Genomic DNA, 16,926 nt, shown 5'->3' on the forward strand with positions numbered 1-16,926 from the left:
AATCCTCCGTGAGAATCACCCGCTCACATATGAAAATCGATTGTCTCTCTCTATTCGTGTCCCTTGGTGACCACATATTTCCTGTTTTCGAATATTCGCTCCATGTTGTCGATGAACGTGGAGACGGCCGCCAGCTCCTCGGTCAGCCTGTCGGGATCGTTTACGTGATCGGAAAGCGCCTCCAGGTGCTTGTCCATCTCCTCCACTTCCGCCAGCATATCGAGGTCGTAGGTGTACAACGCCTCCAACTCGGCATCGAGGATCTTCACCGGATCGAAGAATCCGGAATAGCCGTGAGAGGCATACGTGATCTCGTCCCGGAGCCGATCCAGACGTCTATTGAGGCGATCCAGTCGGTCCAGGCCCTTGAGGCGACCCGATTCGCTCAGCTCTTCCATGACACCCATCAGCGCCTTCTTCATGTGATCATAGCGCTCGGCGATATGTTCCCGAATGATCTTGTCCCGCTCCCGGGCGTTTTCCCGCTTCAGGTAGTCTCCGAAGCCGGGGACGATTTCGACGATCTCCTCGATCTTCCTGGCCAGCCCCTCGGAGATCCCCTCCCAGAATACGCCTTTTTCCGGCATGGCGTGCCTCCCGATTGTTTTGAATCAAAAAGAGATGTTATCCCAGGCTCACGGGCGCATTCCGTCGGCGTGTGCCCGTGATATGTTTGAATGTACGCGAAGACACGATTATACCGGTAAACGGCGCGAGTAGGAAAGCGTATGTCGGGAACCGGCCTCCTCCCCGATACGTGAAAATCGTGTCATTGAACCAGTACTGATATATAAATGAGGGTCGCCCCCCATATTCCCCCCCATCTCTCCCTCCTTCCCCGTTATCTTCCCCTCCCTTCCTTCCCCCCACCGGGAGAGCCGTCAGCGAATCCCCTCGAAGGCGACCCACCAGTCCGCATGTTCCCCCCGATGATACACCGGGATATCCACCTCATCCCAGAGGGGAAGCGGCACTACGGCAAAGAATACGCTTCCGTCAAAGTCGAAAGCGTATGCCCGCACTTCATAGGGAACCCTGCGCTGCTCGAGGGCCACCAACATCTTTTCACCCGGCATGAGCCGTCCCATGTATATTTCATCGATGACGATATTCAGCTCCACCGGGCCGAAATCTGTGGGGGCGATGTCCGTATCGTTAAAGATTTTCCCGGTGATGAGCTCCCCTTTGTCTTGGGAGACGGCAACCATCGGAGCGCTGGCGGCAAGGGTAAGCGCCGCGCACAGAATGATGATGCCCAGTGCGGTTTTCCTCGTATATGTCATGTCGTCCTCACGGAATGCCTCAGTCGTTTTATCTTTTTTTCATATCGATTCTGCTCGCTGAAAATACAGCCGCAATATTTCTGTTGATACATGCCCAGGTCTCGGGAGAGACGTCGTCCCTCGTCCCACCCGGCGCGAAAATCCTCGTAGTAAAATTCTATCCCCGCATCGCGGGAGAGCTCCTCCCCCAGCGTACGGATCGCTTCATGATCCTGGTAAATGCTGAAGAGCAGCGTCGTCGAAACGGCATCGTATCCCTCCTGTGCCGCCCGCCGGATCGTTTGCTCAAGGCGCATCCGGTAGCAGGCGAGGCATCGGGCTCCGTCGTCTATCCCCGCCTTTCGAACAAATTCGTACACGTCATAATCGAGATCGGCAGCGAAAGATGTGTTTCGCCCATCGCAGTACTCCTCCACTGCCTCGAAGCGCGTCTCAAATTCGGTGAACGGGTGTATGTTCGGATTATAGAAATAGACGGTTACCCGCCATCCGGACTTCTCAAGACGCCCCAGGGGATAGATCGTACATGGAGCGCAGCATGCGTGCAGCAGCAGTTTTTTCTCATCGCTCATAATACGCGCTATCCGATCCCCGGTACGTCCGACAATCCTTTTCTTAGGATACCAAAAAGCGACCTGAGTGTCAAGAAAAGCAAATTCATGAAAAACGATTGCAAAACGGGCCGTTCGACCTCACATTATACATCTATCCACAAAGCATACACGCCGCGATCCCTTGGGAGCGCGGCGCGTCTCTCTTACACTATTTCCACAGATACAACGAAGGGTTCCCGCTTTGGTTCCCGAAAACTCTACAAACGAACAACAAAGACCCGCAACATCCCGATGTCGACACATCGGCCGACACCGGTGTGCGAATCCAAGGCTTACCCACTCTTCCCCCGCAGGTAGTCGATCATCGGATCGGTCACCAGGGGCACCACGTCCCCGATCATGTGGGGCATGAGGTTGTCCATCACCTTCGGCATGATCTCGGGCATTTGTTCCAGCATGTAGTCGGGCATGGGGATACGCTCGGCCACCCTCTCCAACATCACCGGCATGACCTTTGGCATCATGAGAGGCAACAACCTCGGAAAGAGAATCGGGAACATCGGCTTCATGAGCGTAAGGGCGCCCGGGATCTTCCCCATCAGCCGCATCATCGGCCCCATGCCGAAGGGCATGGCGTCGATCAGCTCGGGCCACATGGTCCCCATCAGATCGGCGAATCCCTCGGGCGTCATCAGCGCGATCATCGCCTCGAAGACCGCCCATTGTTTCTGCACCTCCGGGTTCGGATCGGGGAAGTCGAACCCCAGGGCCTCGGCGCAGAACCTCGCCAGGTCCACCACCTCCACGTCTATATCCTTCTTGTCGACGCTGACCCGAAGCTGGAACTCGCAACAGGGGCACAGGGCCAGGACCTTTTCGGCGCCGGCTTCCACGGCCTCATCCAGCCGGACCTTACCCACCTCCGCCGCCACCGGGGGATCCTTGATGAGCGTCAGCACGCTGCCGCAGCAATGTCCCTCCTCGCGGTTGTGCTCCATCTCGACGAAATCCACGTTCGGCACCGCCTTGATCAGGTCCCTCGGCTCTTCATACACCCTCGAAACCCTTCCGATATGGCACGAATCGTGCCAGGTGACGGTGACTTTCTCCTTTCCGTTGGAGGGAAAGGTGAACTCGCCCGACTTGATTTTTTCTGACACCACCTCGCTGTAATGCTTCGCGGTGATGTCGTACTCGATCCCCGCTTTTTCCGCCCATTTCGGATAGACGTGACGCCACATCATGTCGCACGCGGGGCAGGACGATATGACCGTGTCGGCGCCGGCGGCCTTGACCGCGGCGATGTTTTTTCTCATGACCTCCATAAAAGAGTCCCACTTGCCGGCGACCAGCATGGGAGTACCGCAGCAGCTTTCCTTATTGCCCAAGGAACAGAAATCCACCCCCGCCGCGTCCAGGAGCCGTACCGACGCCATGCCTATGTCGTGCTCCACGTAGCTGGCGGTACAGCCGGCGAAATAGGCGTTCTTTGCCTTCTTCCCCGGACCGTGTTTTTCCTTGAGGTCCTCTGGAAACCACACGCTCCGATCACTTCGGTAGCCCGCCCAGATGTCCCCCTCTTTTCTCAACGCCGCCTCCATCATCTCGAAGGGCGGGAAGGTCATGCGCTTTTCCTCGTGGATAAGTTTTCCGCGAAGCTTCATCCAGGACTGTTCGATGGGCAGCGCCGCCGAACAGCGCAGGTTGCACAGCTCGCAGGTAGTGCACACCAAAAACGTATCCACCATCGCCTGGTCAAATTCCTCCCTCCCCTCCATATACTCCCTCAACCAGTACCATTTCCCCCGGGGGGACTGGCTCTCCCAGCCCCTGCCGTAGAACTGGTCGCACTCCTCGATGCAGTACCCGCATTGGGAGCAGCTGTAGGCATACCAGGCCACATCCGGCGGGATGTCTTTCACCGGCTTCGTGGGCTGCTCTCCGACCCGGGTGATCACGTAGTTGCCGAAGGGGCGTGCGAAGGGCTCGAACACTCCCGCGACCTTCATGAACATCCCCACAAGACCCCCTCCCAGCACCTTCTTCGGGTTCAGGATGCCCTTTTTGTCGATCTTCTTCTTGAATCTCCTGAGCCTTTTTACCCGATCCTTTCCGAGTATCGCGTGCGCCTTCTTGGTGAAGTAGAGACCCGTCGAGTAGGCCCGCCCGCCGTGCTTTTCGGCGATGCGGATGACGGTCATTGCCAGGGCGAAGACAAAATTGAAGGTGAGCTTTCGCTGGTCTCCCGGTATGAACCCGAGGATCACCACCTCCGGTTCGCCTCCAGACCCGTTTTTGATAACCACGCCCTCCTTCACGATGGGCTGGTCCACCTTGTTCTCGATCTCCTCCATGACGCTCCCCAGCTCCCTCAGCGGCACCACCACCTCCGTGGGGATGATGCTGGGCCCCAGGCGCTTGACGACCATCCGCTTGAAGCGGTTCTTCCACTCATGTTCGGCGATCTTTTCGCTCAAGATCTCCGCATCGCACAGCCGGGTCGCCCCCTCGAGCCACTCCCGGACACGAGTGCTCTCCCTTTTGCGAAAGGCAAGCACCAGGATGTACGACGCCGGCAGGAGCACCCGCTCCTCATCCGGGTGATCGTGATGCATCAAAAGCGGCGCCCGGTTTTTCATCTCCGCCATGCGGGGGTTGATGAATACCATGGACCAGATCGGAAGGTCCTCGGCGATGATGTTCTCGATGAGCTTCTGGGTGTCATGCGCCTCGGGACATCCCACCGCCACCACGTCCAGCTCTTCGGCCGGCATAACCCGAATCGTCACATCACTGATGAATCCGGTGATACCCTCGGCTTCGGACACCAGGTCCAGATCGTCGCCGGCGATTTCCTGTGTCGATCCATCGGGAAAGACGACCCGGGCGCTGACGACGATATCCCGAAACCACCCCGATTCATACGAGCCGATGCCGGTCCCCCCCTGGGCCAGCCATCCGCCCACGGTGGAGCCGGGATAGCTGGTTGGATACATTCTCAGGGTCAACCCTTTCTTTTTCAACTCCCGGTCGAGCTTCTCCCACACCACGCCCGCCTGAGCCCGGACGGTCAGGTTCTTCTCATCGATGTCGAGCACCCGGTTCATGCGGTAGAAATCGACCACCACACCGTTGTCCACCGGCAGCACACCTCCGTATCCGGACGAGGCCTTACCCCGGGGGGTCAGGGGGATACGGTTTTTTGCCGCCCATGTGAGAAGCATCTTCAGCTCTTCTTCGGAGCTCGGCTGCACCACCGCATCGGGGATGGTGTTTCCGATCACCGGTTTTATCATGTGCGGCATGGCGCCGATATCATGACCATACAGCCTTCTCTCGGTTTTCCTGAAGGTAACGCGATCATCAAACGCTCCCTCCAGATACCGCTTGTGTGTATTGCTCAGCGATGCCATGCAGAGCCTCCTGTATTCAATGTATACGGATTTTCCTGTTTTTATACATGATGTTTTTTATCTTAGTTGATAGCTTTTATATAATATTATAGCACAGCAAATCCATTCAAGTCGTTTTCTTGCGGTTACAGGATTACCGGCGTGTCAATATAATATGAGATTCCGCTTGTCGTTCGATTATCAGGAAGTTACGTGACGTTGTGCGCCTTAAAACAGGTGAGAACATCCGAAACAGCATGTACGGCTCGGCCGGAATTCCCGGAACAAAAGCATTTTGATATGAAGCAATACTTTACAACACGGACATGTATCGCTATAATATAGATTTAATCTGGTGCGAATCGATTCAAGAAATCGACACATCAAAGCTTTCTTCTTCCACCGAATAACGTGCGTACCAAACACATGGCGGAAACTCACATACAAGTCAAGGGTGCCAGAGAACATAATCTGAAAGATATAGATGTTCTCATCCCCCGGGATCGCCTGGTGGTCATTACGGGGCTCTCCGGCTCCGGGAAATCCACACTGGCGTTCGATACCATATACGCTGAGGGGCAGCGGCGCTACGTTGAATCCCTCTCCGCATACGCCCGCCAGTTTCTGGAACAGATGGACAAGCCGGATGTGGACTTCATCGAGGGGCTTTCTCCGGCGATTTCCATCGAGCAGAAGTCCACCAGCAAAAATCCCCGCTCCACCGTGGGAACGGTGACCGAGATATACGATTACCTGAGGCTTCTGTTCGCCCGGGTGGGTCATCCCCACTGCTACCAGTGCGGCAGGCCGATCACGTCTGTCACGGTGCAGTCCATTGTCGACCAGGCCATGGAGCTTCCCGGGGGCACCCGATTTTCGGTGCTGTCTCCCATCGTCAAGGGAAGGAAGGGGGAATACAAAAAGGAACTGGACGGACTAAGGCGATCCGGCTACGTCCGGGTGCGCATCGACGGCATCCTCTATTCCCTCGACGAGGACATCGTTCTTGAAAAGAACAAGAAACACGACATCGAAGTGGTTGTGGACCGCCTGGTGATGAAGGATGACATCCGCCTTCGCCTGACCGATTCCCTGGAGACGTCGCTTCGGCTCTCCGACGGATTTGTCACCATCGCCGTGGAAGACGGCGGTGAGCTGCTCTTTTCCGAAAAGTTCGCCTGCACGTACTGCGGCATCAGCTACCCGGAGATATCCCCCCGGCTCTTTTCGTTCAACAATCCCCACGGCGCGTGTCCCCAGTGCAGCGGCCTGGGAACCACCATGTACCTGGACCCGGACCTGATCGTTCCAAACAAGTCGCTCTCGCTTCGGGAGGGAGTGATCGTGCCCTGGGAAAAGAAGAACTCAGTCTACCACTTCCAGACCCTCGACGCCCTGGCGAAGCACTACAACTTCGATATCTACACCCCGTTTGAGAAACTTCCCCAAAAAATACAGGACGTCATCCTCTACGGTTCGGGAAACGAGGAGATCGAGTTCTACTTCGAGCGGGACGGCAGAAAATATTTCTATCCCCGGCCCTTCGAGGGGGTTATCCAGAACCTGAACCGCCGCTACCAGGAAACGGACTCCGAATTCATCCGGGAGGAAATATATCGCTTCATGAACGTTCACTCCTGCCCGGTCTGCAACGGCGCCCGGCTCAGAAAAGAGAGCCTCCACGTCACGATCGACGGCAAGAACATCCATGATTACACGAGCCTGTCGGTCCGGGAGCTGCTCAAACGCATGAAAACCCTGGAGTTCTCCGAGCACGAGGAGCTGATCGCGGGAAGAGTGATGAAGGAGATCGTCGAGCGTCTCGGATTCCTGGTGAACGTCGGGCTGGATTACCTGACCCTGGATCGAACCTCGGCCACCCTGTCCGGGGGCGAGGGCCAGCGCATCCGCCTGGCCACCCAGATCGGCTCAAGCCTGGTGGGAGTCCTGTATATCCTGGACGAGCCGAGCATCGGACTGCATCAAAAGGACAACCAGAAGCTGCTGCAGACCCTCATGCACCTGAGGGATTTGGGCAACACCGTACTGGTAGTGGAGCACGACGAAGAGACGATCCTGGCCTCCGATTTCATCATAGACATGGGACCGGGTGCGGGGCTTTCCGGCGGGGAGATCGTCTTTTCCGGCACGCCGGAGGAGATCCTTGTAGACGACCGCTCCCTCACCGGAAAATACCTGTCCGGGCGGCTCTCCATACCGGTGCCGGAAAAGCGGGTACCGCCCCGGGGATATATCACGCTGGTGGGCGCCTCCGAAAACAATCTCAAAAACATAGACGTCCGCTTCCCCCTGGGCACATTTACCTGCATCACCGGCGTCTCCGGGTCGGGGAAATCGACGCTGATCATCGATACGCTCCACAAGATACTCAGTCAGACGCTGTATCGCTCCCGCCAGAAGGCGGGAAAGCATACCCGCATCGAGGGGATCGACGCCATCGACAAGGTCATCGATATCGACCAGTCCCCCATCGGACGCACACCCCGCTCCAATCCGGCCACCTACACCGGGCTCTTCACCCACATTCGCGACCTCTTCGCCCAGCTTCCGGAGTCGAAAATGCGGGGATACAAGCCGGGACGCTACAGCTTCAACGTCAAGGGCGGTCGGTGCGAGACCTGCTCCGGCGACGGCATCATAAAAATCGAAATGCACTTTTTGCCGGACGTTTACGTCACCTGTGAAACCTGCCAGGGCAAACGGTACAACCGGGAGACCCTCGAGATCACCTACAAGGGATATAACATCGCCGACGTGTTGGAGATGACCGTCAACCAGGCCATGGAGTTCTTCACCCATCATTCCCAGATCATGAACAAGCTCTCCACCCTGAAGGACGTGGGTCTGGGATACATCAAACTGGGACAATCGGCCACAACCCTCTCCGGGGGCGAGGCACAACGCATCAAGCTCTCCAAGGAGCTGTCCAAGCGAAGCACCGGCCGCACTCTCTACATCCTGGATGAGCCGACCACGGGCCTGCATTTTGCGGATATCAAGAACCTCCTGACGGTGCTTTTGCGCCTCCGAGACGAGGGGAACACCATCATCGTCATCGAGCACAACCCGGACGTCATCAAGAGCGCCGATTACATCATCGACCTGGGTCCCGAAGGGGGCGACGAGGGCGGCAGGATCGTCGCCGAGGGGACTCCGGATGAGGTGGCGGAAATTGACGGCTCGTACACCGGCGAGGTCCTTCGGCGGATTTTCGAGCGGGAAAAGGACCGCCGGGTCGAGGCCGTCTGAAACCGACTGAAGAGCCTTTGGACAATTTCTGTATGCAATACTTCTCCTGAAACCGCGTCTTAAGGAAAAAGACAACGAACATCAGGAGTTTTACATGGAACACAGAGAAAACAACGCGAGAAAGGGCCGTTTCAAAGCCATGGCGGCGGCGTTCGCCGTCAGGGACTTTCTGGCGCCCCGGGGGAAGATTCTCGAAGAGATCGACATCAGGCCGGGGGATGTGATACTCGACTTTGGATGCGGCCCGGGGGGATACTGCCTGGCGGCGGCTGACCGTGTGGGTGAATCGGGTCGCATCATCGCCCTGGATATCAACCCCGCCGCCCTGGCCCATGTACAGAAGCGGGCGGAGAAACGTAACATCGAAATCATCGAGACGATGCTCTCCAACGGAGGGATTGATCTTCCGGACCAACAGGTTAACGTCGTGTTCCTGTTCGATGTGATGCACAGCCTAAAGAACTGGAATATCATCGTTACCGAGATTCGCCGGGTCTTGACATCAGACGGCGTTCTTGCGGTCTCCGATCACCACATGGAGGACCAGGACGTCATCGACGCCGTGACCGAATCCGGCCGATTCCGATATGAGGGCATCACGAAGCACGCCTTTCGCTTCAGGCCGATTTTAAACATGTAACCACAATTCCGCCCGACCAGAGGGAACAGATCCCCGGGAGTGCTGTCCGATATCGATTATGGAAAAGCTCATCCTGACGCTCCTGAAAAACATCGTCCTGGGGATCTCCCTGGCGGCGCCCATCGGCCCGGTGAGCGCCGCGGCCATCAAGAACGGCATGAAGGGCGGCTTTTCCCCCGCCTTCTCCACCGGCCTGGGGGCGGCTTCGGCGGACACCACCATCCTCCTTCTCATCTACCTGGGGCTGGCCCGCTTCATGGAAATCCCCGCTGTGCAGCTCGCAATCTATATCGCAGGCTCCGCCGTTCTCATCTATCTGGGCGTGACGACGATGCTGGAAAAACCGATCGAACTGAATCCAGAAACGGGCACACGCACGGCCCTGACCGGCGCCTTCGCCTCGGGGTACGTCATCGCCATTTCAAGCCCCATCACCATCGTCTGGTGGCTGGGGGTGTTCGGCGCCATCCTGGCCGACACGGTGCGTAACGCCACAAAACTCGAGGCGCTCCTTTCCAGCCTGACCATCGTTATCGGGGTTGTCCTTTGGTTCGTATTTCTTGCGGTGGTACTCCATGCCGGAAAGCGCTTCGTGAATGAAAAGACCTTTCGGGCCGTCTCCGCCACCGCCGGAATCGTGATCATCGGCTTCGGTGTCTACTTCGCCTGGCGGGCGGTAACGGAGCTGATGGGATAGGATTCTTCCCGGCCGTGGACCGCTCCTCCCGCCGTCCCCTCCACGCACATTCAACAAACACACCGCATGTGCATGAGGCTGTCCATCATTCACCCTGTACCGCCCCTTCGTCACCATCGAAACATCGACGATCTCGGCCGTTTTGTACATGCCCACCATGCGACGTCCACACAGCAGAAGGGCCGATGTGAAACGGCGGCGGGGGCGTTCCGGGCCGGGGGGTGAGCCCATGTATGTTCCGGCGGAAAGACAAAATGGGGTGACGGACTGAATGAGGCGGGTCGACCAAAAGCCGATATTGGAATGCTTTACACAATAGAACGACACACACGAAATTCCCGGAGTCCATCCGGTCGTTTCCTTCCGTGACGGACGTTTTGATGCGGCCAACCTAAAAAGGAGCGTGTGCATCCCGCCCCTGGACCGCTATTCCTTGAACGCCTCCGGGTCGATGTCGTACTTTCCGATCTTGTAGTTGATCATCCGGGGGGTGATGCCCAAAAGCATTGCCGCCCTGGTACGGTTGCCCCTCGTCTCCTTGAGGGCGTCGGTTATCATGCCCCGCTCGAGGCTTTCCACCGAATCCTCCAGATTTCCTGTACCGGCGATGCGCGGCGTGGAAATCCTGCCCGATGGACCGTTTTTCTCCCCGCCGATACTGGGGGGAAGATGTTCCTCGGTGATAACATCGCCCGTGACGAGAATCATGGCCCGCTCGACGGCGTTTTCCAACTCACGGACGTTTCCGGGCCAGGTGTGGCCCATCAGGAGGTCCGCGGCCCGGGCCGAGAGCCGGGCCGTGGGCTTATCGATGGCGGCGGCGTACTTTTCGATGAAATGGTTGGCGAGAAGGATGATGTCGGTCTGTCGCTCCCTGAGGGGAGGCATGTAGATGGGGAACACGTTGAGACGGAAATAGAGGTCTTCCCGAAACTTGTTTTCGGCCATCAGCGCCTCCAGGTTTCGATTCGTGGCGGCGATGATGCGCACATCCACCTTGACGGTCTCGGTGCCGCCCACAAGCTCGAACTCCCGTTCCTGGATGACCCTCAGGATTTTTACCTGCAGCGACAGGGGGAGATCGCCGATCTCGTCGAGAAAGATCGTCCCACCGTTTGCCGCCTGAAACCTTCCCGCCTTCCTCCCCAGGGCGCCGGTGAACGCACCCCGCTCATGTCCAAACAATTCGCTTTCCAGAAGCGCCTCCGGCAGCGCGGCCAGGCTCACCTTGATGAGCGGCTTTGCCGACCGGGTGCTGTTGTAGTGAATGGCATGGGCCACCAGCTCCTTCCCTGTGCCGGACTCCCCTCGGATGAGTACGGTGGTGGGGGTCTTCGCCACCTGGTCGATCATGGTGTAGACCTGGTGCATCTTGTTGCAGCTGCCGATGATATTCTCGAAGCTGTATTTTTTCTTCAGCTCCCCCTTGAGCCGTACATTTTCCGAGATCAGCCGCGCCCGCTCCTCCTCCTGAATCTGCATATGACGCACCGCCTGGGCGATGATGGAGGAGATGATGGTTAATAGTCTGACGTCCTCCTCCAGGGACACCGCCTGGTCGAACAGGCAGTCCACACTCAGGGCGCCGATGGCCCGGGGACCCACCTTGATGGGGACGCAAATGAAGCTGATGTCGTCCTTGTTGATGTCCTTCCTGGAGCCGGTGCGGTCCAGGAACATCGGCTCCTTCCCCACCTGGGGGATGACCATCGGCTCGCCGGACTCCACGACCCGTCCGGTGATCCCCTCGCCCACCCGGTAGACGCCCCGGCGCATCTCGCTTGTCGAAAGCCCCGAGGCGACCTCGATCTGAAGCTCGGTGGTGGTCGGATTCAGCACGGTGATGGTGCCCCGGTTCATCCCCAGGTCCCGCTGGAGAATGTCCAGGACGTCGGTGAGGGATGTTTCCAGGTCGCTGGAAAAAGAGACCGCCCGGGCGATCTCGTAGAGGACCGAGAACTCCCTGTATCGCCTGTCATTCTCTGTTGATCTGTGTAATTGGTGCATCATGAAATCAATAGTACCTGAGGACCGCCGCACGGAAGAGACAAAAACGATGTGCGGCGGAACCGATACCCCAGAGATATCGTCTACTTTACCCTGACCTTGACCAGCGCCCGGGAGAGGTCCGTGATCAGGTCGTCCGCATCCTCGATCCCCATGCTCAGCCGAAACAGCCCGTCTCCCATGAGGTTGGTATATTTTTCCTGCTGGGCTTCGGAAAAGACCACCATGTCCTGGAAGAAAAACGCCGTGGGGAGATAAAATATCAGGCTCTGGTCGTGCCCCAGCGAGACGGCGTGTGTGATGATATCAAGGTGTTCCAGAAACTCAAAGTGATCCATCAGGTCCGCCTTCAGATTGAAGTTGATCATTGCCGGCGGCGCCGTCATCTGCTTTTTCGCGACCTCATGATGGGAGTGACTGGGAAGCCAGGGGAAGCGCACCATGTTCACCTTGTCGTGGGATTCCAGGAACCGGGCCACCTTCAGGGCGTTCTCGGAATGTTTCTGCATCCTCATCGGGAGCGTCACCGATCCCCTCATGATCAGCCAGGCGTTGAACGGGCTGATGCAGGCCCCCAGGTGGACGATGCCCGCCTCCCTGACCTCCTTGAGGAACTCCTTACTGCCCAGGGCGGCGCCGCCCAGGCTGTCGCCGTGACCGTTGATGTATTTCGTGGCACTGTGGATGACCACATCGGCCCCCAGCTCCAGGGGCTTCTGGGTGACCATGCCGGACCAGGTGCTGTCCACCACCATCGTCGCCCCCACCCCGTGGGCCATCTTCGCGATTTCCTCTATGTCGGAGATCAACACAATGGGATTTCCCGGCGTTTCCACGTACACCACCTTCGTGTCCGGCCGGATGGCGGCCTTCACCTCGTCGAGATCCGTGGTGTCCACCAGGGATACGTCCACGCCGAACTTCGGGAAGTAGACCCCCAAGAGCTTCTGGGTGCCGGTGTAGCAGACCTCAGAGGCCACGATATGGGAGCCCTTTTCCAATAGTGTCCACAACACAGCGGAGATGATACCCATGCCGCTGGCGGCCACCACGCAGTCCTCCGCCCCCTCCATCGCCATCAGGCGCTCCTCCAGGTGTCGGGGTGTGGCGCTGTGCTCCCGGGTGTAGTTGTATTTATCCAGGTTATCCCAGTCGAGGACCTGGAGTAACTCCTCGACGTCCGTGGGGAGCTCGTAGGAATTCGCCATGTGTATGGGCCGTCGTATGGCCCGGGTGTCCGTATCCACCCCCTCTCCCGCGTGCACGCAGATGGTATCGAGCTTCCATTGGGACATGTCTCTCTCCTTCACGATCGCCTCCTGTCTATCGATTGGATGTTCGTATCGTTTGTATCCGCCGGGATTTCCATCTCACATCGGTCGTACACCCACCGTCATTAGGATGAAATCATCCATCCCAAAAGGATACATGACAACGGATACATACTCAAGACATTTTTGTAACTTTTATCGCATCCGACTCACCTTTTTCCGTTCCCACCCCGCCTGGTGGGGGGCGCTCACCCGAAATAACAACAAGGAGCGTGGAAAGCCGACTCCGGATCGTTCTTCGTGCGCCGAAATCCATATGGCATCCCGCATGTCCGAAAGCCCGTGTCTTTCGGCGCCCCCCATGATATAATATAAAATTGATATTTAAAAAAACACCGAATTTCTAAAAACACAGAGGAGCGTGCATGAACCTGCTTCAGATATTATTGCTGATTCTCATCGCCGCCGTCTGCGGCTCCCTGGGCATGGCCATCTCTGGATTCCGCCGGGGGGGATGCCTGATCTCCGTGGTGATGGGCTTTATCGGGGCGATGGTGGGGACGTACCTTTCGGGGCTGGTGGGCCTGCCGGATATCCTGACCATCAAGGTCGGCGGCGCCAATTTCCCAGTGATCTGGTCGATCATCGGTGCGGTGATCTTCTCCCTGCCGCTGAGTCTCCTGGTGGGGGGAAGGAAAAGAAAATAGACCGTACCTCTCCTCACTATTGCTCCACACACACCGGTCGACGATTTCGTCGGCCGTTTTTTAATGGGGATGATTCAAGAAACGCAGGGAAGATTCTCATCAGCCGACACGTCGACACAACGTACCATCGCCCCGGGTGGTGATCCGCTTGAATGTGGACGGACTTCTGCGTGATTGTCATTCGATCTCACCGGTGTAGTGTCTGATTTTCAGCCGTGTTACAGATGAAATCGGGAGGACGTGAAGGAGAATACGGCGATTTCATCCGCGGGAGAGTAAAGAACTTCTTGGAAAGCCTCTCAGTTTTTCGTTTAATATTTTTTTCTATCCATGATACCCTTACATCAAGATTTTTTTAGAGCAGTTCATAATGATGTCAGTAAATATGTTCTAAATATGAAATTCATATGATCTTCACATCTATTCTTTATATCGCGTTCTTCACGCTTGCAGTCACCATCTACTTTGCCCTGCCGTATACGCTCAGATGGATTTTTCTTCTGCTCGCAAGCCTGCTGTTTTACTGTTTCGGTAACCCGCAATATATATGGCTCCTTCCGACAATAATCATCATCAACTATCTCGGGGCGATCATAATCGCACGGTCAAAAAAAGACCTCCACAAGCGAGCTGTTTTATTTCTCACTGCCCTCTCCTCCCTCGGATTTCTTCTGTATTATAAATATGCGGTCTATTTCAGCGAAATTGCTTTTGTCTCACTCAACCTGTTCGGCGTCTCGGTGTTTCAGAGATTATATGACATAGCTCTGCCTCTCGGGATATCCTTCTTTACGTTCAAGGCAATCGGGTATACCATCGATGTGTACAGGGGAGAAACGGCGCCGGAGTATCATATCGGAAGATACAGCCTGTTTGTCGCGATGTTTCCTCAACTGCTCGCCGGCCCCATAGACAGGGCCGGTTACCTGCTGCCGCAGATCAGGGAAAACAGCGATTTTGATTACGAACGTGTTTCTTGGGGGCTCTCAAGAATATTCTGGGGATTATTTAAAAAAATCGTTATCGCGGATCGACTTGCCCTCTATGTGAATCAGGTATACGGAAGCCCCGAGGAACATATCCCGCTTGCGCTGATTATCGCGGTCTACTTCTATTCATTCCAGATATATCTGGATTTTTCCGCGTATACCGATATCGCCGTCGGAAGCGCCAGGGTGTTTGGCTTCAAGATAATGGAGAATTTCACCTATCCGTACTTCGCCGTCTCCATCCCCGATTTCTGGCGCCGCTGGCACATCTCCCTCTCCACATGGTTTCGGGATTACGTATATATTCCCCTGGGGGGAAACCGGGTGCCGAAATATCGATGGTTCCTGAATCTTTTTATCACCTTTTTCCTTATCGGACTGTGGCACGGATCGAATCCGACGTTCATCTTCTGGGGGATTCTCAACTGCCTGTATTATTATGTCTCACAGTTAAAAAGGGGAGTGAGCGCACAAATCGAACATTATCTCGGGGCGGATTCCACCCTTCTCAGGGCATCGAGGATTCTTATTACATTTCATCTGGTGAGTTTTGCATGGATCTTCTTTCGAGCGGAAAGCATCGATGAGGCGTTCGTGTATCTTTCTCTCATGTTTCGGAATGTATCCGTACCATGCGGGATTGATGCCGGCCTCGGTGTTTTCAACCTCATCTTTTCCATTGTGCTTGTCGGCGGGTATGTGTGTGTCGAGAGTCTTGCATGTCGAGAAAAAATGAAGGAGAGGATTGCTCGTATCCCGTTCATCGTAAAAGCGATCGTCTTCACATTTCTATTAGGTTTCATGCTTTTTTTCGGTGTCTTCGAAGAAACCGATTTCATATATTTCAGGTTTTAGTCCAGGTTCCCGCATGGATTTTCACAAAAAAACGAAAAAAATGATCGTATACGGCCTCTTTGTCGCCGCGTCAGCCTATTTTCTGTTCATTTTCATTCTCAGCAGGTTTGAGTTTTCACGATCGATCCTGTTTCAACAATATCAATACGGCGACCTGTATGAAATGGCGCTCGTGAGGGATTTCAGGTTTCCCCGCTCGTCAATACCGACACATTACAGTGATGTTGTTTTAGACGACATCGACGAGGCCGACATCATCTGTTTCGGCGACAGCTTTTTCGTCGTTCATGGAGACCTCTTTGCCCGAATGCTCAAGGAGAAAACCGGCAAAAAGGTGGCATCGGTCAATCCATTGGATGTGGTCGAGGAATCGAACAACCCTATCGTGATGCTCACCGAGTTTGGATATGAACCGCAGGAACATCCGACGATCATGATATGGGAACGGGTCGAGCGCGGCATCACTCCACTCTTCGTAGATCCCAAAATCGAACGTGACGAAATCTTCGACAAAATTGAAGCGGCGAAAACGGAGACCATATCAACATCAGACATCAGAGAGGATCTGACGTTTGTTTACACGAAAAATATTTCCACTGTATTCGTCCAATCCCTGATTAAAACCGGCAAGTTTCGAGTCTTCGGTGAAATCTCACCCCTGACGCCTGAATACTCACTCGAACCGGAGATGCTGTTTTATTACCGGGCGGTGGAAGGATACAAAAGAAAGATGACGGAAAGCTTCATACAAAAAACAGCGGATAACATCGCCCTCACATCCGAAAGGGTAAAAGAGACCTTCGGTATAACAACGGTTTTCATGGCGTGCCCGAACAAGTATACGGTATATGGAGATTTCGCGGCGGCCCCCGACTATAACGAGCTGATACCGCTGCTCGTGGAAGCCCTGGAGGAACGTGGTGTGATCACCGTCGATCTCACAAAAACATACGACGATTATCGAAAAGAACACGGTGACACATCGTTCTTATACTACCAGAGCGATACGCACTGGAACGAATTAGGGACACGTATCGCCGTCGATGAAATCGTGCGGGTTTTGGAGGCCGTTGAGGAGTAGGGCGACGGTGGGAAACGTGCTTCGGGATGGATATCATGGACACGACTACATTTGGGGATGAGCCGGAGGAGAACGTATCTGTCTTCCCCAGGAATTTGTCCTGAACGAGACTTGAGTTGACAGTGGCCGTACCTCCCGGCATGTCAATGGCGGTTACACAGTCATAACCTGCCGATCCAG

Annotated in this window: 12 protein-coding genes; 6 read left to right on the top strand and 6 right to left on the bottom strand. The window is 55.7% G+C overall.

What is annotated here, in order from left to right; all coding sequences use genetic code 11:
• Nucleotides 1–50: 50 nt before the first annotated feature.
• The 4 genes from JW885_16225 to JW885_16240 form a co-directional block, all read right to left on the bottom strand.
• A complete protein-coding gene (locus tag JW885_16225) occupies nucleotides 51–587 on the bottom strand; it encodes a hypothetical protein (GenBank protein MBN1883710.1) in 537 nt (178 codons plus the stop codon).
• 294 nt (nucleotides 588–881) lie between these two features.
• Nucleotides 882–1,283 (bottom strand): hypothetical protein, encoded by a 402-nt coding sequence (locus JW885_16230; protein MBN1883711.1) that lies wholly within the window; start codon nucleotides 1,281–1,283, stop codon nucleotides 882–884.
• Nucleotides 1,280–1,855: an epoxyqueuosine reductase QueH gene (locus tag JW885_16235; GenBank protein ID MBN1883712.1), complete on the bottom strand. Its 576-nt coding sequence runs from the start codon at nucleotides 1,853–1,855 to the stop codon at nucleotides 1,280–1,282. The genes JW885_16230 and JW885_16235 overlap by 4 nt, the downstream gene beginning before the upstream one ends.
• Before the next feature lie 314 nt (nucleotides 1,856–2,169).
• Nucleotides 2,170–5,250, bottom strand: a complete 3,081-nt coding sequence (locus JW885_16240; protein MBN1883713.1) for an FAD-binding oxidoreductase — start codon at nucleotides 5,248–5,250, stop codon at nucleotides 2,170–2,172.
• A 405-nt stretch (nucleotides 5,251–5,655) separates the two neighbouring features.
• Here JW885_16240 and uvrA point away from each other — a divergent pair, with 405 nt between their 5' ends.
• The 3 genes from uvrA (at nucleotide 5,656) to JW885_16255 (ending at nucleotide 9,836) form a co-directional block, all read left to right on the top strand.
• Nucleotides 5,656–8,499, top strand: coding sequence for an excinuclease ABC subunit UvrA (uvrA, locus tag JW885_16245; protein MBN1883714.1), 2,844 nt, complete (start codon nucleotides 5,656–5,658; stop codon nucleotides 8,497–8,499).
• 94 nt (nucleotides 8,500–8,593) lie between these two features.
• Nucleotides 8,594–9,139: a class I SAM-dependent methyltransferase gene (locus JW885_16250; GenBank protein MBN1883715.1), complete on the top strand. Its 546-nt coding sequence runs from the start codon at nucleotides 8,594–8,596 to the stop codon at nucleotides 9,137–9,139.
• 58 nt (nucleotides 9,140–9,197) lie between these two features.
• Entirely contained in the window at nucleotides 9,198–9,836 is a 639-nt protein-coding gene (locus tag JW885_16255) for a LysE family transporter (protein MBN1883716.1), read from the top strand.
• A 426-nt stretch (nucleotides 9,837–10,262) separates the two neighbouring features.
• On the opposite strand, the gene JW885_16260 is transcribed toward JW885_16255, so the two are convergent.
• Nucleotides 10,263–11,843, bottom strand: coding sequence for a sigma 54-interacting transcriptional regulator (locus JW885_16260; GenBank protein MBN1883717.1), 1,581 nt, complete (start codon nucleotides 11,841–11,843; stop codon nucleotides 10,263–10,265).
• An 83-nt stretch (nucleotides 11,844–11,926) separates the two neighbouring features.
• The gene (locus JW885_16265; GenBank protein MBN1883718.1) at nucleotides 11,927–13,138 is read right to left on the bottom strand and encodes an aminotransferase class V-fold PLP-dependent enzyme; all 1,212 of its coding nucleotides are present in this window, start codon (nucleotides 13,136–13,138) and stop codon (nucleotides 11,927–11,929) included.
• Between the two features lie 401 nt (nucleotides 13,139–13,539).
• Between JW885_16265 and JW885_16270 the strand changes: the two genes are divergently transcribed.
• The 3 genes from JW885_16270 to JW885_16280 all read left to right on the top strand — a co-directional run bounded on the left by JW885_16270 (nucleotide 13,540) and on the right by JW885_16280 (nucleotide 16,746).
• A complete protein-coding gene (locus JW885_16270; protein MBN1883719.1) occupies nucleotides 13,540–13,821 on the top strand; it encodes a hypothetical protein in 282 nt (93 codons plus the stop codon).
• 407 nt (nucleotides 13,822–14,228) lie between these two features.
• Nucleotides 14,229–15,665, top strand: a complete 1,437-nt coding sequence (locus tag JW885_16275) for an MBOAT family protein (GenBank protein ID MBN1883720.1) — start codon at nucleotides 14,229–14,231, stop codon at nucleotides 15,663–15,665.
• Between the two features lie 13 nt (nucleotides 15,666–15,678).
• Nucleotides 15,679–16,746 carry a hypothetical protein gene (locus JW885_16280; protein ID MBN1883721.1) on the top strand — a complete coding sequence of 356 codons (1,068 nt, stop codon included), beginning with the start codon at nucleotides 15,679–15,681 and terminating at the stop codon, nucleotides 16,744–16,746.
• Nucleotides 16,747–16,926: the final 180 nt, after the last annotated feature.

It is taken from the genome of Candidatus Zymogenaceae bacterium (genome assembly GCA_016931225.1).
Lineage (GTDB): Bacteria > Desulfobacterota > Zymogenia > Zymogenales > Zymogenaceae > JAFGFE01.